The 21,616-nt window shown below is 60.4% G+C and carries 14 protein-coding genes; 5 read left to right on the top strand and 9 right to left on the bottom strand.

Annotated elements, in window-relative coordinates:
• Positions 1-2: 2 nt before the first annotated feature.
• Entirely contained in the window at positions 3-1,259 is a 1,257-nt protein-coding gene (locus U1A53_RS15410) for a hypothetical protein (protein ID WP_322282288.1), read from the bottom strand.
• A gap of 89 nt (positions 1,260-1,348) precedes the next feature.
• Here U1A53_RS15410 and U1A53_RS15405 point away from each other — a divergent pair, with 89 nt between their 5' ends.
• On the top strand, positions 1,349-3,049 hold the full coding sequence (locus U1A53_RS15405; protein WP_322282287.1) for a 4-alpha-glucanotransferase: 1,701 nt from the start codon (positions 1,349-1,351) through the stop codon (positions 3,047-3,049).
• Between the two features lie 17 nt (positions 3,050-3,066).
• Here the strand turns inward: U1A53_RS15405 and U1A53_RS15400 are convergent, their stop codons facing one another.
• Positions 3,067-3,801 (bottom strand): L,D-transpeptidase family protein, encoded by a 735-nt coding sequence (locus U1A53_RS15400; RefSeq protein WP_322282286.1) that lies wholly within the window; start codon positions 3,799-3,801, stop codon positions 3,067-3,069.
• Positions 3,802-4,016: 215 nt separating this feature from the next.
• Between U1A53_RS15400 and U1A53_RS15395 the strand changes: the two genes are divergently transcribed.
• Positions 4,017-4,643: a hypothetical protein gene (locus tag U1A53_RS15395; RefSeq protein ID WP_322282285.1), complete on the top strand. Its 627-nt coding sequence runs from the start codon at positions 4,017-4,019 to the stop codon at positions 4,641-4,643.
• A gap of 9 nt (positions 4,644-4,652) precedes the next feature.
• Here the strand turns inward: U1A53_RS15395 and U1A53_RS15390 are convergent, their stop codons facing one another.
• Positions 4,653-6,020, bottom strand: coding sequence for an alkaline phosphatase family protein (locus U1A53_RS15390; RefSeq protein ID WP_322282283.1), 1,368 nt, complete (start codon positions 6,018-6,020; stop codon positions 4,653-4,655).
• Positions 6,021-6,037: 17 nt separating this feature from the next.
• Positions 6,038-7,387: a PQQ-binding-like beta-propeller repeat protein gene (locus tag U1A53_RS15385; RefSeq protein WP_322282282.1), complete on the bottom strand. Its 1,350-nt coding sequence runs from the start codon at positions 7,385-7,387 to the stop codon at positions 6,038-6,040.
• Positions 7,388-7,454: 67 nt separating this feature from the next.
• Here U1A53_RS15385 and U1A53_RS15380 point away from each other — a divergent pair, with 67 nt between their 5' ends.
• From U1A53_RS15380 to U1A53_RS15370, 3 genes are all read left to right on the top strand, one after another.
• Entirely contained in the window at positions 7,455-8,531 is a 1,077-nt protein-coding gene (locus U1A53_RS15380; protein WP_322282281.1) for a hypothetical protein, read from the top strand.
• Positions 8,528-9,376 carry a squalene/phytoene synthase family protein gene (locus U1A53_RS15375; RefSeq protein ID WP_322282279.1) on the top strand — a complete coding sequence of 283 codons (849 nt, stop codon included), beginning with the start codon at positions 8,528-8,530 and terminating at the stop codon, positions 9,374-9,376. Before U1A53_RS15380 ends, U1A53_RS15375 begins: the two co-directional genes overlap by 4 nt.
• Positions 9,377-9,441: 65 nt before the next feature.
• Positions 9,442-14,043, top strand: a complete 4,602-nt coding sequence (locus U1A53_RS15370; RefSeq protein ID WP_322282277.1) for a discoidin domain-containing protein — start codon at positions 9,442-9,444, stop codon at positions 14,041-14,043.
• Between the two features lie 90 nt (positions 14,044-14,133).
• On the opposite strand, the gene U1A53_RS15365 is transcribed toward U1A53_RS15370, so the two are convergent.
• The 5 genes from U1A53_RS15365 to sucC all read right to left on the bottom strand — a co-directional run bounded on the left by U1A53_RS15365 (position 14,134) and on the right by sucC (position 21,519).
• Positions 14,134-15,540: a DUF1501 domain-containing protein gene (locus U1A53_RS15365; RefSeq protein WP_322282275.1), complete on the bottom strand. Its 1,407-nt coding sequence runs from the start codon at positions 15,538-15,540 to the stop codon at positions 14,134-14,136.
• Positions 15,537-18,599 carry a DUF1553 domain-containing protein gene (locus tag U1A53_RS15360; protein ID WP_322282273.1) on the bottom strand — a complete coding sequence of 1,021 codons (3,063 nt, stop codon included), beginning with the start codon at positions 18,597-18,599 and terminating at the stop codon, positions 15,537-15,539. Before U1A53_RS15360 ends, U1A53_RS15365 begins: the two co-directional genes overlap by 4 nt.
• A 185-nt stretch (positions 18,600-18,784) precedes the next feature.
• Positions 18,785-19,714 carry an amidohydrolase family protein gene (locus U1A53_RS15355; protein WP_322282272.1) on the bottom strand — a complete coding sequence of 310 codons (930 nt, stop codon included), beginning with the start codon at positions 19,712-19,714 and terminating at the stop codon, positions 18,785-18,787.
• A 55-nt stretch (positions 19,715-19,769) separates the two neighbouring features.
• Entirely contained in the window at positions 19,770-20,240 is a 471-nt protein-coding gene (locus tag U1A53_RS15350; RefSeq protein WP_322282270.1) for a pentapeptide repeat-containing protein, read from the bottom strand.
• Between the two features lie 94 nt (positions 20,241-20,334).
• On the bottom strand, positions 20,335-21,519 hold the full coding sequence (gene sucC, locus U1A53_RS15345) for an ADP-forming succinate--CoA ligase subunit beta (protein ID WP_322282269.1): 1,185 nt from the start codon (positions 21,517-21,519) through the stop codon (positions 20,335-20,337).
• Between the last annotated feature and the right edge of the window lie 97 nt (positions 21,520-21,616).

Here is a 21,616-nt window from a genome sequence, read left to right as displayed (position 1 = left end):
CGTCACCGCCACCACGCCGGCAGATCGCTCATCGTCTCCTTGAGGATGGTGCGAATCGCCAGCCGTTCGGCCGAAGCAAGGTGCGCATGCTGCGCATCGGGCTGATCGCGCAGGTAGAGGGCCATGTGGTAATAGACGCGTTCCTTCAGCTCCTTCGGGGCAGCTTTCCAGGTGTCGGTGTAGAGCATGAAGCTGCAGCGGTGCTTGAACATGCGGGTCTTCATGTCCAAGTCCTTCAAGGACAAGCCTGTCTTCGTCATCTTCCGGTCGCGCAGGAAATCCTTCATGTAGGCGGGATCACCCACAATGCCCTTGCTCGGAAACTTTGCTTCATCCGCGAACACAATGTAGCGCGCCAGTTCCTGGGCCCGTTCTTCAATCTCCGCCTTCGCAGCGGCTCCCATCATGCCTTTGTTCTCGTGCTTGAGCTGCCGCACGGTGTAGATCGCATAGACCAGCCGGTTTTCGAAGCCCATCTGATGCTCGTTGATCAGGTTTGGCAGGATGTCACTCGTCGGCAGCAGGTGCAGGCTCAGATCCGAGAACTGCCCTGGATTCACCGAGGTGATCTCGTTTTTCCCGCCTTGCGGGATGCCCATCACGTTCGCCTTGTGGTTGGAGATGTTGTGGTCGCCGGTCAGATGCCAGCCGCCAAAACGGTTCTCCAGCGGGATCTGATGGCCCTGCTCATCGCGGCGGAATGTCTCTAAGCTTGATCCCGCACGCGAGACGAGCAGTGATTCCGCGATCAAGCCCGGCAGCCGCCGTGTCGCATTGCCGGCGTGGCAGTTCATGCACTTCGTCGAGCGTGTCACGTTGGGCACCGGGCCGCCGGGGCGCAGGCGGTCATACACATAAAACATCGGTCCCATCTCAGGATCAGCGGCGATGATTTCCACCAGCCCGCCCGGCACCCAGCCGATGTAGGTGTCCTCATTGAAGTACAGGGAGCGCGGATTGCGCGGATTGATAATCTCGCTTTGCAGGGAACTGGCCGAGAAGACCATGATTTGCGAGCTGATCGGGATGTTCAGCGCCTCCAGCAGGCTGGTCAGGAAGGCTTTGTCGTTGCTGGTGTCGAGTTTTACCTCGCCTTTCAGCGCCTTCTCCTGGAGTTCGGCAAAGCGGTCCTTCGGCTTCCATTCCAGGTAGGAGTGCGGTGCCGAGCGGAAATCGATCACCCGTGGCTCCTTCGTCTCCGCAGCATGGGCGGCGGAGATCGTTAAAAACAACAGCATCGTCAGGAATCGGGAACGCATCGTGCTCTATACGCTTGCGAAGTTACCTAAATCGCACCAGACAACCATCAAACATTTCGTCTTTGGCAGATTCCGTCCTTTTTTCCTCCATGCCCAGCATTCAGCCGCGCCGCGCCGGCATTCTCATCCCCGTTTTCGCCCTTCGCACCTCCGAGGACCTCGGCATAGGCGACACTGGAGGCGTGCGGCAGCTCATTGACTGGGCAGCGGAGACCAGCCTCGGCTTTGTGCAGTTCCTGCCCATCAATGCCACGGGTGGCGACAGCAGCCCCTACAATGCCATCAGTTCCGTCGCGCTGGACTACCTCACGCTCGAACTCACTCCCGCCGTCATCCCGGAGCTGGACGACAAGTTCTACCACAGCATCACCGGCATTTTGCGCGCGGATCTGCTGCGGCAAGGTTCGGTGGAATACCCGAAGGTGCGCCGTTTGAAAAACACGCTGTTGCGCCGTGCCTTCAGCCAGATCGAGCTTCAGCCGGAGCGGCTGGCGAAATTTGAGGCATTCTGCGTGCAGGAAGCCGGCTGGCTCGATGATTTCTGTCTCTTCCGCGTCTTGATGGAAGAGCACGGTCATGAGGATTGGACGAACTGGCGGGAAGACCTCAACACCGCCGCCAAGGCCCGTGCCTGGCGCGACGATGCCCAGGCCGACGAGATCGATCACCGCATTCTCTTCCATGCCTATGTGCAATGGCTTTGCTTCAGCCAGTGGCGCGAGGTGCGTGCCTACGCGAACGGGAAGGGGATCAAGCTCATGGGAGACATCCCCTTCGGCATCTCCTGGTGCAGTGCGGATGTGTTCTTTCATCCCGAGCAGTTTGATCTCGAATGGTCTGGCGGCGCTCCGCCGGAAACCTATTTCAAGGACGACTACTTTGTGCAGCGCTGGGGGCAGAACTGGGGCATCCCGCTCTATCGCTGGGATGTCATGGAGCACGGCGGCTTCCAGTGGTGGCGGCAGCGCACCCAAAAGCTCACCGAGGTCTTCGACATCTTCCGCATCGACCACGTCCTCGGCTTCTACCGCATCTACAGCTTTCCCTGGCGGCCGCAGCGCAATGCCGAGTTCTGCCACCTCACCGATGAAGAAGCCAGGCTCCTCACCGGCGACCGCCTGCCTCATTTCATCGAAAACGACGACGACACGCCCGAGCACAAGGCTACCAACCTTGTCCAAGGGGACAAATACCTGCGCGTCATCCTCGCTGCTGCCGGGAAGGCCGAGGTGGTGGCCGAAGACCTCGGCACCGTGCCCGATTACGTCCGACCGCACCTACTTAGCCTCGACGTTCCCGGATTCAAGGTGTGCCAATGGGAGAACGACAGCCAGGGGCGTGTGGTCATGGGCGGTGATTACGATAACTGCGCCTTCACCACGTATGCCACGCACGACCACGAGCCGATGAAAACGCTCTGGGACCACCGCCGCCACGATTCGCACAGCAGCGATGAATCAGACTGGGCGCGCGCTGACAAAGAACTGCGTTCCCTCGCTGATTTTGCCGGCTTGCGCTTCACCTCCGGCACCGACTGGCCGGAATACGACAGCCACATCCGCCGTGCCCTGCTCGAAGCCCTGCTCACCAGCAACGCCCGCTTCGCCGCCTTCATGCTCACCGATCTCTTCGGCCTGGAAGACCGCTTCAACGTCCCCGGCATCGCCGCCGACAGCAACTGGAGCGCCCGCCTGCCCATGACTGTGGCTGAGATGCGTCAGGCCGCACCGTGGAAAGAAGAGAGTGACTGGCTCAAGAAAACCATCAAGCGTGCGGAGCGTGCGATCTGACCGGCTCACGATCTTGCTCAAGGCAGCCCCCACGCCGTGCGCAAGGCCGCATAGTCGGCTTTGGGCAACAGGACGTAGTGTGGAGCGGCGGAGGGATCCAGCCAGCGGAGCATGCGGGTGAGATCGGCCTCAGCCATCGTCGTGCAGCCTGCGCTGGGTGTGGTGGGACCGCGACGCACATGGAAAAAGATGGCGCTGCCGTAGCCGGGTGTGGCGGGCTGCTGATTATGGCGGATTTCCAGCATCCACTTGTAGGCGGCGTCCCCGAGGCGCATTTTTTGCTTCTCAAACCACGGCGGAATGCCCTGACGTGGGTCGATGCGGACGTGCTTGTTATAATACGGCGAGTTCGAGTCATCGACATACGCGTCCCACGGTCCGACCTGGATGTAGGGCCAGCGAGCACCGCCGGGAGCAGTGGTGGCGTAGCCAAACAGGGAACCGAGCTGGAACATGCCTGCCGGAGCCTTCCAGTCTTTTTCGACCTTGGCGGGAACGCCGTTTTGTGGCGGGTTGAACACTCCCCGGCCCCAGGCGAGGCCCTTCCTGCCCAGTAAAACAGGAACGGGCTTGGCGAATGCCGCCTGCCACGGCTCACGGCTGGAAGCACGCTGCCAGCACTGCAAGGTGGCTGTGTTGGAATCCCAAGTGGCCGCCTGGGCAACAATGACCTGGCGGACAGCACGACCGAGCTGTGCGTGAGATTCCGAGGGGAACAGGGCGAAAATGACGAGTCCAGCCAGAGGGAGCATGAGCGCTTTTTTTTGATGACAAAGTTTTTGGTATTGCATGGGGAAGCTGTTTCCGAATATATTCATTAAATCAACCCTGCCGGGTTAATTGGATTCAGGTTTTGGGGGTTTTTTTCCTGAGTTCCGAGTTCCGGCAGGGTTGTTTTTTACCCGCGATTCGTTCCCTTTGCACTCGCTCATTGATTCGTGGCCAAGGCGTTCTAAGGATGGCCATCATGAATTTTCGATGCCTGTCTGTCATTCTCGGAGCTGTGACCGTCTTCAGTCTGTCCGCCTGCTCCAGCTCCTCCGTCGTCAGCCTCGACTATGTGCCGCAGCCCGGCCAGTCGTTGCGTGGGACGCCCGATTTTTCCCTCGGTCAGTTCAAGGACAAGCGTGGTGTGCAGGCCCAGACGCTTGGCCATGTCCGCATGCCCATCGGTCCGAAGATCGAGACGCTGCAAACCCGCCTGCCCATCAGCGACATCGTGCGCAACTCCTTTGGCTACGGCCTGGAAGCCCGCGGCATGCTGGCTCCCGACTCAAAGGGCCGCTTCATCCTCTCGGGTGAGATTCATGACCTGCGCTCGCAGCTTCTGGTGCATCCCTACGGCTACGCCCGTATCCGGGTGAACATCCTCGAAGCCGGTTCAAACCGGGTGATCTTCACGAAAATCTATGAGGGGGAGCGCCAAAGCAACGCCTACCGCCCCGGCAGTGGCTCCCCGGTGCCCGTGCTGCGTGATCTGACCTCCCGGGCGCTTCAAGACGCCGTGGATCGCGCCTTGGATGACTCCAACATGCGCCAGAGCATCGGCACAGGTTCGGATGCACGTCCGCGCTACACACCGGGCATGCTGTAAAACAAAGGGCTACTTGAGCGCCTCGCCCAGCACTCGTCCGTCCGCATTCGGGAAGGGGACGCCGAGCAGCTTGGCCATCGTCGGTGTGACGTCGATATTCTTGATGTCTTCGATCACCGCGCCTTGTTTCACACCGGCTCCGCTGATGACAAAGGCACCGTAGAGATTCGCATCGCCGTGAAAATGGCCGTGTGCGCCCTTCGGCGGGTCGTTGGGGATGATTTCGGCCGAGTCGGCCAGGGAATCGGTGAAGGTGTAGCCATCGCCTGCGAGCAGCACGAGATCAGGCTCGCGGCCATCTTTGTCGGCGGTGAGGTGGTGGAGCTTGCGGTCGAAGTCCTTGGCTTCCACGATACCGCTCACGCCTTCCATCTTCGCGAGCTTGGGAGTGATCTGCTTGAGAATGCTGTCGCGATTGGCTTCATCGAGCACATAAACAAAGGAGGCACCGCCTTCGGCCATGGCGAAGACCTGGGAGTCGGGCGCGAGGCTCTTGCCGAGCACGGATTTCACGAGACCATCCTTCCGCAACAGCGCGTTGGGGTTGATGGACTTTGTGTAAGTGACGAAACCGTGGTCAGTGGTGATGACAAAAGTCGTTTTGTCACGAATACCCGCTTCTTCCGTGGCGCGAATCAGGTCCGCCACGCGATTGTCCGAGTCATTCGCCGCCCAGTAGGCCTCCGGCACCTGTCGGCCGTGCGCGTGCTCAAAGGAATCGAGGCTGACGAGGTGGATCGCCAGGAAGTTCGGCTTGTGTTTCTTGATGATGTGCTGCGCGAGTTGCGAGTACATGTAATCACGCTGCGCCTTGCCCCCGTTGCCCAGTTTGCACCATTCCATCTGCTTTTCGATGGGGATGCCTGCCGCGCGAGCTTCTTCAAGCAGCGAAGGCGTGCTGTATTTCTCGAACAGCTCCTGCTCGAACACATCCGGCACGGTCCAGTCGAGCGTCTTAGCTCCGCGTGACGCGGGCCAGATGACGCCCGCCGTGGTCAAGCCGGCGGCTTTGGCTGCGTCGTAAATCGTCGGCGTTTTGACAATCTCGTCCTTGTTGAAGATCGGGTCGGGGATGAGCGGCACCTTCTTCCGTGTCGCACGGTCAAAATAGGCGTTCGCCAGCACCCCATGCTTGCCAGGATGCACGCCGGTGACGAGCGTGGTGTGGTTTGTCCACGTCACGGTCGGAAACGAGCACTCCATGCGCTTCGCCCGCACGCCGTTCGCCGCGAGCGCCTTCACCGTCGGCATGTGACACTTGGGATCATCAAAGTAATGATGCGCCCAGCCGTCGATGCTGACGAGGATGACGTGCTCGGCGGGGGCCGCGAAAGCAGCCGATGCTGCGAGAAGTGAGAGAAGGAAGGAGCGGAACATGGTGACAACGGAGTGAATCACTTACCAACGCGATACAGCTTGTCCTGCGTGCGGATGAAAAGGCTGCTGTCGCTGACGGAGATGCTGGCGCGGACGCTGGCGGCGTTGCCGTTCGGCTTGGAGCCGTCGCCCATCTCATTCATGCCGAGAAGCTCAAACTTGTCGGTGTTTGCCTTGGCGACATAGACTTCGCCCCAGAAGTTGATGCAATACACTTTGTCGTCGGCCACGGTGGGGCTGCTCTCAAACTTGGTCTTGCCACCGAGTTCGCCCGTCCACAGCACCTTGCCGGTTTTCGGCTCCAGGCAGCTCAGCAGCTTCTTGCCGCCGTCGAGGACGTAAAATTTGCCTTTGTAGAAGGCGGGTGTGGGCACGTCGCTCGTCACGCCTTTCGGTTCCGTCTGCCAGGCGGGCTGCGTTTCGCCTTTGGCATCGAGAGGAATGGCAAAAATGGGCGAATTCTTCGGTGCGCAGACAATCGCCATGCCATCGCCGACGACGGGTGAGGGGACGAGACGGAAGAAGCTGTTGTAGCCTTCGCCCGGCGGGTTCCAGGTGGCGACACGGGAGAATTCCTTGCCCGTGGCGGCATCGTGGATGGTGAGCGTGTCACCGCCGGAGATGAGCATGAGGCGCTGATCCTTGTAAGTGGTGAACACCGGGCTGCTGAAAGCCTCCAAAGACTCGATCTTCGCGGTGCTGGGACGGATTTGCTTCCAGAGGTCCTTCCCGTTGGCCGGGTCGATGGCGAGGATGTAGCTGCTCAGATCCTTGCCCGCCGTGCCTTTTTCGAATTTGTCCTGGAACTTGAAGGTCTCGTTGCGCTGCAGCACTTGGACGTAGAGCTTGCCGCTGTCGATGGTCGGGCTGCTGCCATAGGTCCACTGCGTGGCGAAGGCACCATGTGTTTCCTTGAAATCACGCTTCCAGACGATCTTGCCGCTGAAATCACACGCTGCGGCGATGGCGTTCGCAAAAAGGAAGTAAACGCGGTCGCCATCGGTGGCAGCCGATGGGCTGGCGAGATTGCTCTTGTCGTCCCACTGCACCTCGTCGCCCTCGGAGATGGTGACACGCCATTTTTCTTTCCCCGTTTGTTTGTCGTAGCAAAGGGCCACGAGCTTTTTCTCGGCGGCGATGGGCGCGGTGATGAAGACGTTGTCTCCCCAGATGACAGGAACGGACGCGGCGATGCCGGGCACGGCCACGGCCCACTTCACACCCTCGGTGGGGCTGAATTTCACCGGCAGGCCGGTTTCGCTGCTGGAACCATCTTGATTGGGGCCGCGCCAGTTCGGCCAGTTTTCGGCGAGAGCAGCAGATTGAAACGAAAGTGAGGTGAGAAGGAGGGCGGCGGTGAGTTTCATGACGGAAAACGAGAGAAGCGAATACGCGCTGGCATGTCGAGATGTTTTCGCGAATTGATCGTCTCCTTTGAATCTCCCGCATTGGCAATCCACCGCGCTCGCGCTTCTCGGCTTCATCGCCGGGCTGGCGCTGCATCTGCGCTGGCATCCGCTGCGGCGGCATTTGTCGGACGCGTGGGATTTCGTCCGCCTGCGGCCCGCTTTGATCGTGTGGGCGGCGGGAGCCGCGCTGCTGGCCTCCATTTTGGGTGATGAGCGGTCAGCGGCCTATTCGCTGGTCCAGCTAGGAGACTGGCGCGAGCTGATCCTGCCGCTCACCCGCGATGCGGCGGCGCATCTGGCTCAATTGCCGCATGTTTTTCTCCAACCCTGGCCCCTCGCATGCCTGATGCCTGTCGTGCTTGCCATTTTGACCATTCGCATCTGGCGTTGGCCGTATCGCTATGGCGAGCGGCGGCCTGTGCCGGAGCAAAAGATAGCGCTGCTGGTCGTCACCGTTGTCGGTTTCGGCTGGCTGGTCCTCGAAGGCATGAGCCTGAGACGCATGCTGCCCGAGGGCGCGGAATCGGTGAAGCTCGGCCTGCGCTACGTTTTCACCGCGCTCGCGGCGGCGGGCATGCAGGTGTGGCTGGTGCGTTTCGTCATGGCCTGGGAGAAACCGCAGGACACCGAGGCTGATAACGATGCCAGCGCTGCGCTGGAGCACTCCTTCGCGCGCTGGCAGGGCGTCGCATGCCTTGCAGGTTTCAATCTGCTGTGGATGAGCTGGCGTCAGTGGCAGATGAGCACGCCGCAAAGCATTGGCGGCTGGTTTTGGATTGAGCTGTTGCTCGTGTTTGCGGCCCTACCGCTCGCCGTGGCGGCGGTGCCTGGGCATTTTCTGCATCAAGGAGCCGCCGCGCTGCGCATCTTGATCGGTTCGGCGGTTTCGCTGCTGCTGTTTGGCATTACCGCGCTGGCGATCTTCATTCTCGCCCACTATGCCGCCACAATGGGACAAGCCTTGAGCGTTGATTCGCCAATCTGGCGCATCCTGGTGTTGCCGCTGAGCGCTTTGGTGCTTGCCATGCTCGATTGCTGGCTATTGCTGACCGCTCTCCTCATCATGTTGCGCCACGGCTTCCCACGTTCCCCCTCCGCATGACCAGCGGCACGCTTTCTCCTGAACAGATCACGCGGCGGGCGAAGTCGAACCTCGCTTTTGCGCTCGCCTGCCTGCCGAAGGAACGCCGCCGCGACATGATCGCGTTCTACGCCTTCTGCCGCGTTGTCGATGACATCGCCGATGCCCCGGACGTCGGCGAGGAGGAAAAAGAACGCGAACTGACCCGCTGGAAGCAGTGTGTGGAGGAAGGCAAGCCGCCGGGGCATCCGGTGCTCGATGAAGTGGTGCTGCTGCCTGCCAAATACGGCTTCCCGCGTGCCTGGCTCGGCGAGATCATCGACGGCGTCGCCAGCGACATCACCAAGACGCGCTACGAGACCTTCGAGGAGCTGCTCGGCTACTGCTACAAGGTCGCCAGCGTCGTCGGCCTCGTCAGCATCGAGATTTTCGGCCACACGAACCCCGCCACCCGCGAATACGCCATCAACCTCGGCTACGCGCTGCAATTCACCAACATCATCCGCGATGTCGGCCAGGACGCTCGCGACACCGGCCGCATCTACCTGCCGCAGAGCGAACTGCGCCAGTTCGGCGTGCTGGAGAGCGAAATCCTCGACGCACGGCCCAGTCCGCGTTTCATCAAGATGATGGAGTTTCAGTATCGCCGTGCGCGTGACTACTACCAGGCCGCGCAGAAGGCGCTGCCGCCCGAAGATCGTAAAAACATGGTCGCCTCCGAGATCATGGCTGCCATCTACTCGCGCATCCTCGAGAAGCTCAAGCGCGAGAAGTTCCCGGTCTTCACCAAGCGCTGCCGCCTGAACAACATCCACAAGGTGTGGATTCTCGGCAGCCACCTGATCAAGGCGCGGTTTGGACGCTGATGCGTCGATACTTTTCTGATAGAAACCCCGCTTTTTGTGCGGCTTCTGCGTCCCCATTTTCTCCCATGCTGCGCAAATTCCTCGTTCTCTCCGCCCTCAGCTCTTCGCTCTTTGCCGCCGAGCCCCTCAAAGCCCTTCTCATCGCCGGCGGCTGCTGCCACGACTACGCGAAGCAGCACGAAGTCATCGCCAACGGCATCCAAAGCCGTGCGAATGTGCAGGTGGATGTCATCTGGACCGACGACAAAGGCACCAACCCGCCGCTGCCGGTCTATGACAAGGCAGATTGGGCGAAGGGCTACGACATCATCATCCACGACGAGTGCGCGGCGAGCATGAACAACAAGGAGACGCTCACTCGCATCCTCGACGCTCACAAAACCATCCCCAGCATCCAGCTTCACTGCGCCATGCACAGCTTCCGCACGGGCGAGGATCGCTGGTTCAAGCGCCTCGGCCTGCAATCGAACTCCCACGGCCCGCAGGAGCCTATCGCGATCACGTTTGTCGATAAGGAGCACCCAATCACCAAGACGCTCGCGGATTGGACCACGATCAAAGAGGAGCTTTACAACAACGTGAACCTCTTCGACGCGCATCCGCTGGCCATGGGCAAGCAGACCGTCAAAAACAAGGACGGCACGACGAAGGACGTGGAATACATCGTAGCCTGGACGAACGAAAAAGTCGGTGCCCGCAGCTTCAGCACCACCATCGGGCATAATACGGAAACTGTCGCCGATGCACGTTATCTCGATCTCATCACACGCGGCCTGCTTTGGGCCTGTGACAAGCTCACGCCGGATTTCCTCACGCCGTTCAAGGGGCAGAACAAAGTGACGTTTGTGCCCGCGAAGCCTGTCGAGGCTCCGAAGCCGCCGCCGGTGCCGAAAGACGCCACGGGAATCAAGGCGACCGCGAGCAGCGAGGAGAAGGGCAAGAACAACTTCGCCTGGTGTGCCGTGGACAATGACGAAGGCACCCGCTGGTGCGCGAATGGCGGCGAATATCCGCAGTGGTTGCAGCTTGAGCTGGAGAAGCCGCAGGCGCTCACCGGCATCGAGACCACCTGGGAAAACAACGGCGTGTATCAATTCAAAGTCGAAGGCAGCACCGATGGCAAGACGTGGACCACGCTCGCAGACGGCAGCGCGAACGAAAAGAACGCGCCTTACTCGAATGACTTCGCCAAAGCCGACGGCATCCGCTTTGTGAAGATTCATGCCCTCAGCAAAAAGGGCGGTGGCTGGGCCAGCATCCGCGAGGTGCGGCTCAAAGGGCCGGGCATCAAGGCCATCACGCCGAAGCTGAGCGCTGACCAAAAGAAGGAATACAACCAGGCCACCGATCCCCACAAAGACGGCGGCAACGTCGCGCCGAAGATCGTCAAACTCACGCCCGAGGAGGAAGCGGCCATTTTGAAGGACGTGAAGGTCGCTGATGGCTTCGAGGTCACGCTTTTCGCGAACAGCGCCGCCGCGAACTACCCCGTCTTCCTCGCCGCGGAGCCGGATGGCACGCTTTACGTCAGCAGCGATGGCAACGGCTCCGTGGAGCGCAAACCCAACCGTGGCCGCATCATCCGCCTACGCGATTCCGATGGCGATGGTCGTGCCGATGAAACGAAGGTCTTCTGCGAGGTGGACAGTCCGCGCGGCCTCGTTTGGGACCATGATCGCCTCTACCTCGTGCATCCGCCGCATCTCAGCGAGTTCATCGATGCCGATCACGACGGCGTCGCCGAAAAGCAAAACATCCTCGTCAATGGCATCGCCTACGGCTTCAAAGATCGCCCGGCGGATCACACCACGAACGGACTCAGCCTCGGCATCGACGGCTGGCTTTACATCGCGGGTGGCGACTTCGGTTTCCTGAAGGCCACCGGCACCGATGGTAAAACGCTCCAGCATCGCGGCGGCGGCGTCATCCGCGTGCGGCCCGACGGCACCGGTCTCGAAATCTACTCCACCGGCACGCGCAACATCCTCGAAGTCGCCATCAGCCCGCTGATGGACATGTTCGCCCGCGACAACACGAACGACGGCGGCGGCTGGAACGTGCGCTTCCACCACTTCACCGGCCTCGACGACCACGGTTACCCGCGCCTCTACAAAAACTTCAACGATGAGTGCATCCAGCCCCTCGCCGACTACGGCGGCGGCAGCGGCACCGGCGCGGTCTATATCGACGAACCCGGCTTCGGCGCTTGGAACAACGCCCCCTTCACCTGCGATTGGGGCAGCGGTGCCCTCTGGCATCATCAGGTGAAGCCCAAAGGCGCGACGTTTGAAGAAACCCGCAAGCCCGAGCCCTTCATCAAAATGACCCGCCCCACCGACGCCGATGTCGATGGCCTGAGCCGCGTCTATTGCGCCAGTTGGAAAGGCGCCACCTTCGGCTGGGCCGGCCCGGATGTCGGTTACATCGTGCAGGTGAAGCCAAAGGGCTTCAAAGCCGAGCCGCTGCCGGATTTCCCGAAGGCGAAGGATGAGGAGTTGGTGAAGGTGCTGGAGTCCGCGAGCAATCGCCGGAGGATGGAGGCGCAGAGGGAAATCATGAGGCGGCCAAAATCTTCCGAAAAGGCAGAGTCGGTCTCATCGGTTATTCTCGATGCCAATCGAGCATTGGCGTCTCGGGTCGCAGCGCTTTGGAGTATTGATGCCAAATCAAACGCACGCGATGGAAAGGTGTTCGCTGCCACCAGTGAATATTCCTTCGGAAAATTTGATCCCGATCTTTTGCCTTTCCTCATTCGTCGCCTGAGCGAAAAAGATGCAGCGGCAAACTCATCAGCCAATAGCGTTGGAATGTCTCCTCAACTTGGCGGAGCTAAGGCAGTAGCCGATGCGATTAAGAGCAAGGATGTGCGGGCGCAAATCGCGGCTTTAGTTTCTGGAGCAAGGCTCTTTGAGCATCATCGTAACGAGCTTCGAACAAAGCGCAAAACGCCTCTGAGCGATCACTTAATTTCGTGGCTCTACGAGGCTGGGACATTGCAAGGGTTGTCCGGCGACGCAGTCGTGGTTCATACAGCACGGAGAGCATTAGCCAACGCCATCGAAGGCACGGCTGACCTTACGAAGCTCGTCAACCAGATCGGCAATGACGGGACAACCGGAGTGATTCTGTCTCCAACGGAAATCGACTTGATTGGTGCTCCATCGCTCAACTCAGACCATCCAGCACGTGGATGTGAGGTGTTAGCTTTATTACACTACCCGGCTGTGGTGGACAGACTGTTGCAGGAACTCTCTCGAACAAGAAATGTCAGCACTTATTCCCCTGAGAATCCCAAGCTGGCAGAGGTTCATCGCAAAGTAATCCTCGCGGCGCTGTGCCGACTGCATTTCAAGGATGGCGAGTGGAAGGGCGATTCGTGGGGCACGCGGCCGGACACGCGGGGGCCGTATTACCAGCCAGAGGCCTGGAGCGAGACGCCGAAGATCGCCGTGGCACTGAAGGACGCGCTGGCGAAGGCCACGCCGGAGGAAGCCGCCTTTTTGGTGAAGGAACTGAACCGCAACCGCATCCAGTTCAACGAGGCACAGCAGCGCATCCTCGACCTGGCGAAGCAGGACCCGAAGGTGCTACCGGAGTTGGCGGCGCAGCTAGCTGGAGCGGAGGAGATTCCGGCGGAGGCGGTGCCGCTGCTGGTCCAGCTGGTCCGTAATGGGGGCATTCCTGCCCCCTCTGATGCAGGGGCCAAGAATGGCCCCACTACTCTCTCCCAAGCGATCACCGCCCTCTCCAAAACCGACAGCGCCGACGGCGTCTCCGCCACCTTGGCCGCCCTGGAGCCGCTCAAGAAGCTCCCCGACTCCGGCAAGGACTACGATGCCGCTTTGGCAGCCTTCTTGAACGCGCCGAAGCTCGAAAACCACCATCAGCTCATTGAGCAGATCGCCGAGAAGGCCGAGTGGCCGGTGTCGATGTATGCCAATGCCGCCTTGCTGAACCTCGCGAACCGCAAGACGGGCAGCCCGGAGTCCATCCAGCTCACGCAGAAGGCGCTCGACAAAGGCTGGGCCGATCCGAAGCACCGCAAGCTCATCATCGACGCCATCAGCGCCTCCAAGCACATGCCCAGCGCCGCCAAAGTGCTCGCCGCGCTCGATGATCCCGATGCCGAGGTCAAAGGCGCCGCCGAACGTGCTGCAAAGGCCATGCGCATCACCAAGATCGAAGACAAAACGCCCAAGCTCATGACCTTGAAGCCCGAGGAAGCCCTCGCCGCCGTCTTGAAGGAAAAAGGTGACATCTCCCTCGGCGAGCAAATCTTCACCAAAGCCACCTGCGTGGCCTGCCACACCGTGAAGGAGACCGAAGCCCAAAAAGGCCCCTACCTCGGCAACATCGCCCAAACCTACAAGCGCCCCGATCTGGCCCAAAACATCCTCGATCCGAACAAAACCATCGCCCAGGGCTTCGCCAGCGAGATGATCACCATGAAGGACGGCACCGCGCAGATGGGCTTCATCACCCTGGAAGGAGCCAGCGAGGTCAAACTGCGGAACATCGCCGCGCAGGAGTTCACGTTTAAGACCAGCGAGATCAAAGACCGGCAGAAGCTGCCCATGAGCATGATGCCGCCCGGCTTGATGATGAACTTCACGGTGCTGGAGTTCGCCAGCCTGCTCGATTACTTGGAGTCGCTGGTGAAAAAGTAGAGTTTTTAAACACGAGATAACAGAGGCAACGGAGGGTTTTCTGATCTCTGTTTCCTTCGTTTTCTCCTGTTGGGCTCTACTTGGCTGGGATCATGCGATGAGCGCCTTCATCACCCGCCCATGCACGTCGGTGAGGCGGTAGTCGCGGCCTTCGGCGCGGAAGGTGAGGTGCTCGTGGTCGATGCCGAGGAGATGCAGCAGCGTGGCGTTCAAATCATGCACATGCACGGGATCGCGGGCGATGTTGAAGCAGAAGTTGTCGGTTTCGCCGAACTGGAGGCCGGGTTTCACGCCGCCACCGGCCAGCCACATCGTAAAGCAGCGGCCATGATGATCGCGGCCGTGATTGGCGGCTTCCAATTTGCCCTGGGAATAGGTGGTGCGGCCAAATTCGCCGCCCCAGACGATGAGCGTGTCATCCAGCAGGCCGCGTTGCTTGAGATCGCTGATCAAGGCGGCGCAGGGCTGGTCGATGTCGCCGCATTGCAGGCGCAGGTCGCTGGGCAGGTTGTAGTGCTGGTCCCAGCCGCGATGGTAAAGCTGGATGAAACGTACGCCGCTTTCCGCCATGCGACGTGCGAGCAGGCAGTTCGCCGCGAAGGTGCCGGGCACGCGTGATTGCGGGCCGTAGGCATCGAGGGTGGCGGCGCTTTCATCGCGCAGGCTGATCAAATCGGGCACGCTGGTCTGCATGCGGTAGGCCATCTCATACTGCGCGATGCGGGTTTCGATCTCGGGATCGAGCTGCTGCGTGAATTGACGGCGGTTGAGCGCCTGGATGGCATCGAGTTGTTCACGACGCGACTGTGAGTCGATGCCAGGCGGATTGGAGAGATATAAAACGGGATCGCCGCTGCTACGGAAGCTGACGCCTTGATGATTCGATGGCAGAAAGCCGGAACCCCACAGTCGTGCATAAAGCGGATCAGCGGGACGTGCCGCGCTGCCGCGTGAGATGAGCACCACGAAGGCTGGCAGGCTCGCGTTTTCGCTGCCAAGACCATAACTGGCCCAGGCACCGAAGCTCGGGCGGCCTGGCTGCTGATGGCCGGTTTGCAGCAAGGTCACGCCGGGATCGTGATTGATCGCCTCGGTGTTCATGGAGCGGATGAGGCACAGTTCGTCAGCCACGCGGCCCATGTTCGGCAGCAGTTCGCTCATCCACGCGCCGGATTGACCATGCTGTTTGAAATCAAATAGCGAAGCGGTGACGGGTTTGGATTTTTGCCCGCTCGTCATGCCGGTGAGGCGCTGATCGCCGAGCACGGAGGCGGGGAACTCCTGGCCGTGAAGCTTTTTCAAACCGGGCTTGTGGTCAAACAGATCGAGCTGCGACGGCCCGCCGTGCATGAAGAGGTAAATCACACGCTTCGCCTTCGGTGCGAAGTGCGGCGCGGCGAAACTACGGCCCTCTCCCAGCAGCGTAGCCAGCGCCGCGCCGCCAATGCCTGCGGAGGCTCTGCCAAACAGTTGCCGGCGTGTCAGTTCGAGGTTCATCGGCGGGTGATGGTTTCGTCGAGGTTGAACAGCGCGTGCAGCGTCACCGTCCAGGCGGCCAGCTCGACGGGATCGAGGTCGCGGCCATGCTTGGAAGCGCCGATGGCGATGAGTTTGCTTGCTTCCTCACGATGAGCGGCAAAGCGCGTGCGTTGTGAGCGCAGCATTGTTGTGAGTGTTTGAATCTCATCCGCCGCAGGCATGCGGGAGGTCACACGGCGGAAAGCAATGGTCAGTCGTGACTCGTCCACGCCTTGGTTGCTCAGTGTCCACGCCGCCAAAGCGCGTGCAGCTTCAACATAGGTCTCGTCATTGAGCAGCACGAGCGCTTGCAGCGGTGTGTTGGTGCGGGCGCGGCGCACGGTGCATTTTTCACGCGTCGGGCTGTCAAAGGTGAGCAGGGCCGGGGGCGGTGACTGGCGTTTCCAAAAAGAATAGAGGCTGCGCCGCCACAGGCCGTCAGTGGTATCGGGCACATAAGTTTCCTCGCCGTTGTAAGACACCGCCTCCCACAGGCCGGGCGGTTGATAGGGCCGCACGCTTGGCCCCCCGATGTGCGGCACGAGCAGACCCGAGACTGCGAGCGCTTGATCGCGCACCATTTCGGCGCTGAGGCGGAAGGAGGGGCCGCGTGCGAGCAACAGGTTGGAGGGATCACGCACGGAGAACTGTGAACTCCGCTGATACGTTGCGCTCATCACGATGAGCTTGAGCAGCGCCTTCACATCCCAGCCGCTCTGCATGAAGCGCAGGGCCAGCCAATCGAGCAGTTCGGGATGTGTCGGTGCTTCACCTTGCGAGCCGAAGTCATTCACGGTGCGCACGAGTCCTTCGCCAAAACATTGCTGCCAGAGCCGATTCACCGCCACGCGTGCTGTGAGCGGATTGTCGGGCGAGACCAACCACTTGGCGAAGCCGAGACGATTCTTCGGCGCGTTTGCAGGCCACGCTGACAAGGCCACTGGCACACCCGGCTGTACTGGATCGGTCGGATGATCGTACTGGCCGCGAGTCAGCACATGAGCTGTGCGCGGCTTGTCCATCTCCTGCATCACCAGCGTGGTGGGAATGCTTTCGCGCAGAGCGGCTTCGGCTTGTTTCGCTTTCTGCACGCGCAGATGTGACCCCTTCGTCGTGGCATCAGCTTGATGATCGACAAAGTAATCTTGAAGCAATGTCGCGTCAGCACTGCTGCGTTTCGCGGTGGGTTGGGCGATGATGCCACGCAGCCGCTCGCTCCAGAACCACGATTCGGCCTCCTCAGCAGTCGTGGTGCGTTGCAAGACACGCAACTCATCAAGCTGGCCGTAGAAACCGAGTCCAGAATCGCGTCGGCCGATGCGCAGCGGTTCCGTGTTGGCGAAGGAGTCATCCAGCGTGTCGTTCAAGAGGTTCAACGCGGCCAGCTTGCCATTCAGGAACACTTTCAAGCCCGCGGCTTTGCGTGAGCCATCATAGCTGAGCACCAGATGATGCCATTTTTTCGCTGAGACGGGTTCCACGGTGACGGCTTCGATGGCTTTCGATCCCCAGCGGTTCACTAGGTTGATCTGGAAGCGGCCTTTCTGCCAGATCACCTCGAAACCGCGACGATTGCCCTGCGGTTCGATCTTGGACAGCACGCAGCTCAGCGAAGTGTCCGCCATCAGCCACACACCGATGGTCCAGGCGGCATCGGCATCGAACTGACCGTCCCATTCGGCATGTTGAGTGGCATCGAACTTGGCCGACTGGCCGAGGATGCCGCTGGGATACTCGAAGCTCGTTCCGACCTGCCTGGCATCGATGCGCTCGTTGAAATCCTGATGCGTCACGAGCTTCGCGCTCGGTGACGCCGTCAGTATGAGGCTTTTTTCCCATTGTGCGATCTGCTGGCGCAAAGCCTCTGCCATGGGGGCGAAATCATGCTCGGCTTGTTTTCTGGCCTCGGTGAGTTGTTGCAGCTTTGTCTCCTGTTCTGTCGAAGGCACGCTCAGCAACGGCGGTGGATTGTCGGCTTTGATGAGGCCCTGCTCCGGCAGGTTGTTGAAGAAGGCGAAGAGCTGGTAGAACTCACGCTGGGTGATGGGATCGTATTTGTGATCGTGGCAGCGTGCGCAGCCGATGGTGAGGCCGAGCCAGGTGGTGCCGGTGGTTTCGAGACGGTCAGCGACGTATTCGACGCGGTATTCCTCGTCGATGATGCCGCTCTCGTTGTTGGCCATGTGGTTGCGATTGAAACCGGTGGCGATGCGCTGCGCGGTGGTGGCGTTCGGCAGCAGATCACCGGCAAGCTGCTCGATGGTGAACTTGTCGAAGGGCAGGTTGCGGTTGTAGGCGTCGATCACCCAGTCGCGCCACGGCCACAGGCTGCGTGTCTTGTCGCCGAAATAGCCGTTGGTGTCGGCGTAGCGTGCCGCGTCGAGCCATTCGACGGCCATGCGCTCACCGAAATGCTTTGAGGCTAGAAACCGGTCCACCGCGTGCTCGTAGGCTTGCGGATCTTGGTCGGAGATGAAGGCGTCCAGTTCCGCCAAAGTCGGTGGCAGGCCCGTGAGATCGAGGCTGACGCGGCGCAGCAGCGTTTCGCGAGAGGCTGCGGGTGCTGGTTTGAGACCTGCTTGTTTCAAACGAGCGAGGATGAAGTCGTCGATTGAGTTCTGCGGTGGGGAAGACGGTTTGGGAGGAATCAAGGACCAGTGGGCTTCGTATTCCGCGCCTTCGGCGATCCAGCGCCGCAGGATGTTCTTTTCCGCGGAGGTCAGCGATTGTTTTGACTCCGGCGGAGGCATGAGATCATCGGCCTCGGTGGTGTTGATGCGATGAATCAATTCGCTCTGCTGCGGCTTTCCGGGGGCCACAGCCTGTTTGCCATCGTGATTCGCGATGGCTCCTTCACGTTGATCGAGCCGCAGGTCCGCCTTGCGGCTCTTTTCATCGAAGCCGTGGCAGCGAAAACACTTGTTCGAGAGGATGGAACGAACGTCGCGATTGAACTGAACCTTTGCCTCCACCGCCTGTGTCACGCTCATGCCGAAGAGCATGAGGACGAAAACGCAGATGGAATCAGAGCGGCGCATGAGGGGGCATGCAGGGAGACGCGAATCAGAAGAGGAGTCTTGCCGCTGGCGAACGTCTCAGGTTGTGGAAAAGATGAAGCGGCAACAGACCACGCAGGGAGGAGGGTTCCAGCAATGGGTGGCATGTGCTTGGCCTTTTCATCACCTTGGAACAGGTTCAGCACGCCCGGCTCAGGGGCAGGTCATCACGCCAGCCGGAACAACTTCTTGGAATTCTCGAAGAGGATTTTGCGCTCAACGGCCTTGCTGGGGGCGAGTTTGCGGATGGCGGCGAGGGTGGCGGCGCCCTGGCAGCCGGGGCCGCGGCCCAAGTGGTCGGCGCAATCGCTGCCGTAGAGGACTTTGTCCTGATGGCGCTGAAAGAAGGCGGTGGTGTGCTCCTCATCGCGGGTGAGGGCCAGCAGGCCGCTGCCAGCGGACATGTCGGCGAACATGTTCGGGTAATCGGCGAGGTAGCGATCCGTCAGGCCGCCGGGAGTGATCTTGCCCTTCGGGTAGTTCACCTTCTGATCATGATTCTTGTCGATATTTCCCCAAAACGCCTGGGCATGGCCGATGAAGTTCGTGTTGGGGAACTTCGCCAGCATTGTGTGAAAGCGCTCGTAGCCGAGGTTGTAGGTCTGATGCTGGAAGTGCAAGAGGATGGGCACCTTGTAGGCGGCGGCGAGTTCGTAGAGCTTCTGGCTCTCGGCTGAATCACACTCCACCTTGAACTTTTGCTCGGCGATCATGCAGGCACCTTGCTTGAGCCACATCTCGATCTCAGCCGGGGCGGAATTGAGATCTGTCACCTCGTTGCAGGCCCAAAGATAAGCATCGGGACGCGCCTGGGCGAAGTCGCGTGCCCACGCGGTTCCGACACACTTTGCAGCGAGGCCGTTGGAGCGGCCTTCATGCGTCGAGGGCCGGTTCACCATGGTTCCGGCGGGCAGGATGATCGTTTTCGTCACGCCCATCGCCTTCTGATGCAGCACCAGATGCTCATCCGTGCGCAGGTGGTAGTTCATGTGCTGGTGGATGTCGATGACCGGCACGGCGGCGGCTTCCGTTTGAGCAAAACTGCGCGCTGCGAGAGCGCTGATACCGGTGGTCAAAAAAGTGCGGCGTGAAGTCATGAACGAATTACGCCGATGCTGGAGCGATGTTGCGGTCTGCAACTCCAATACACACTCACCCTATCAGTCCGCGTGTGTCCGCCAGCTTGGCACCGGAGCGGCGCATGCCCGTCTGGATGGCTCCGGTCAGATTTGCGGCGATGAGATCGGCATCGGTGAAGTCGGAGTTCGTCAAATCAGCGCCTTCCAGGTTCGCGCCGGAGAGATCCGCGCCACGCACGTTGGCATGGCTGAGATTGGCATGGCGCAGCGACACACCGCCGAGATCAGCACCGCTCAGGTCAGCTCCGCTGAGGTTGGCGTTGTCGAGATTGGCCCCGCTGAAATCACCACCGGACAGATTGGTGCCCGCGAGGTTCGCCTTGGTGAAAGTGGTGCCGACAAACTGCCCTTTGGCGAGATTGAGATCATTGAGAGTGGCACCGGCGAGGTTCATGCCGGTCTCATCGATCTTGCGTCCATTCTTGCCCCCGCTTTCAAGCCATTGGGTATGAGCGAGGAGTTCTTCGGTGGTGATGCTGGCCATGCTGCAAATGAAAACCCGATTCACGCTGCCGTAAATCGGGTTTTCAAACTTGTTTGCGGGGTTCAGGGCAGAACCCGGCGTCTGGCGTGCCTCATCATGCGTTCACCGCAGCCACGATCTTCTTCGCGGCGTCGGTCAAATCGCTGGCGCTGGTGATTTTGAGGCCGCTGGAGGCGAGCGTGGCTTTACCGGCTTCGACGTTGTTGCCTTCGAGGCGGACGACGAGCGGGATATTCAAATGCGTCTCTTGTGCGGCGGCAATGATGCCGGTGGCGATGATGTTGCAGTCCATGATGCCGCCGAAGATGTTGACGAGAATGCCTTCGACCTTGGGATCGCCGAGGATGATTTTGAAGGCCGCGGTGACCTGTTCCTTCGTCGCGCCGCCGCCGACGTCGAGGAAGTTGGCGGGTTCGCCGCCGTGGAACTTGATGATGTCCATCGTGCTCATCGCGAGGCCAGCACCGTTGACGAGACAGGCGATGTTGCCGTCGAGGCCGATGTAGTTGAGGCCAAACTCGCTTGCGGCGACCTCGCGCGGGTCTTCTTCGGTGGTGTCACGCATGGCGGTGACTTCCTTCTGACGGTAAAGCGCATTGTCGTCGAAGTTGAATTTCGCATCGAGGGCCACGACCTGATTGTCGGTCGTGATGGCGAGCGGATTGATCTCCACGAGGGAGCAGTCGGCCTTCAGGTAGAGATTCCACAGCGCGGTGAAGAGCTTCACGGCCTGGTTCATCAGCGCACCGCGCAAACCGAGTGACGCGGCGATCTTGCGGCACTGGTAGGCCTGCAAGCCGAGGGTCGGGTGAACGAACTCCTTGCTGATCTTCTCCGGAGTCTTCTCAGCGACTTCTTCAATGTTCATGCCGCCTTCGGTGGAGGCGATGATGGCGTGGCTGCTGGTGCCGCGATCAAACAGGATGGCGAAGTAGTATTCCTTCGTGATGTCCACCGACTTCGCGATGAGCACCTTGCTCACAAGCTTGCCTTCCGGGCCGGTCTGATGGGTGACGAGCGTCTGGCCAAGCATCTTGCCGGCGATGTCCTGCGCTTCTTCGGGCGTGTTCACGAGATGCACGCCGCCTTTGAAGCCGTTCTTGAACGTGCCTTTGCCGCGACCGCCGGCATGCACCTGGGCTTTGACCACCAGTCCTGTGCCACCGATCTCGCGAGCTGCGGCTCCTGCTTCCTCCGCCGTGCTGGCGACGATGCCTTTGGGGCTGGCGACGCCGAATTTTTCAAACAGTTGCTTGGCTTGATACTCGTGGATGTTCATGGCGGGGAAATGGGGGAGCGGCGATAGTAGAAGTGCGGCCCGAAGCGTCAAGGCGCATTCCCGGTTGCGGAAAGAATGCCGCGCTTGCCGGGCTGGA

It is taken from the genome of Prosthecobacter sp. (assembly GCF_034366625.1).
Classification (GTDB): domain Bacteria; phylum Verrucomicrobiota; class Verrucomicrobiia; order Verrucomicrobiales; family Verrucomicrobiaceae; genus Prosthecobacter.
Note: the sequence above shows the minus strand (reverse complement) of the source record. Positions and strands in the feature narration are given on the sequence as shown.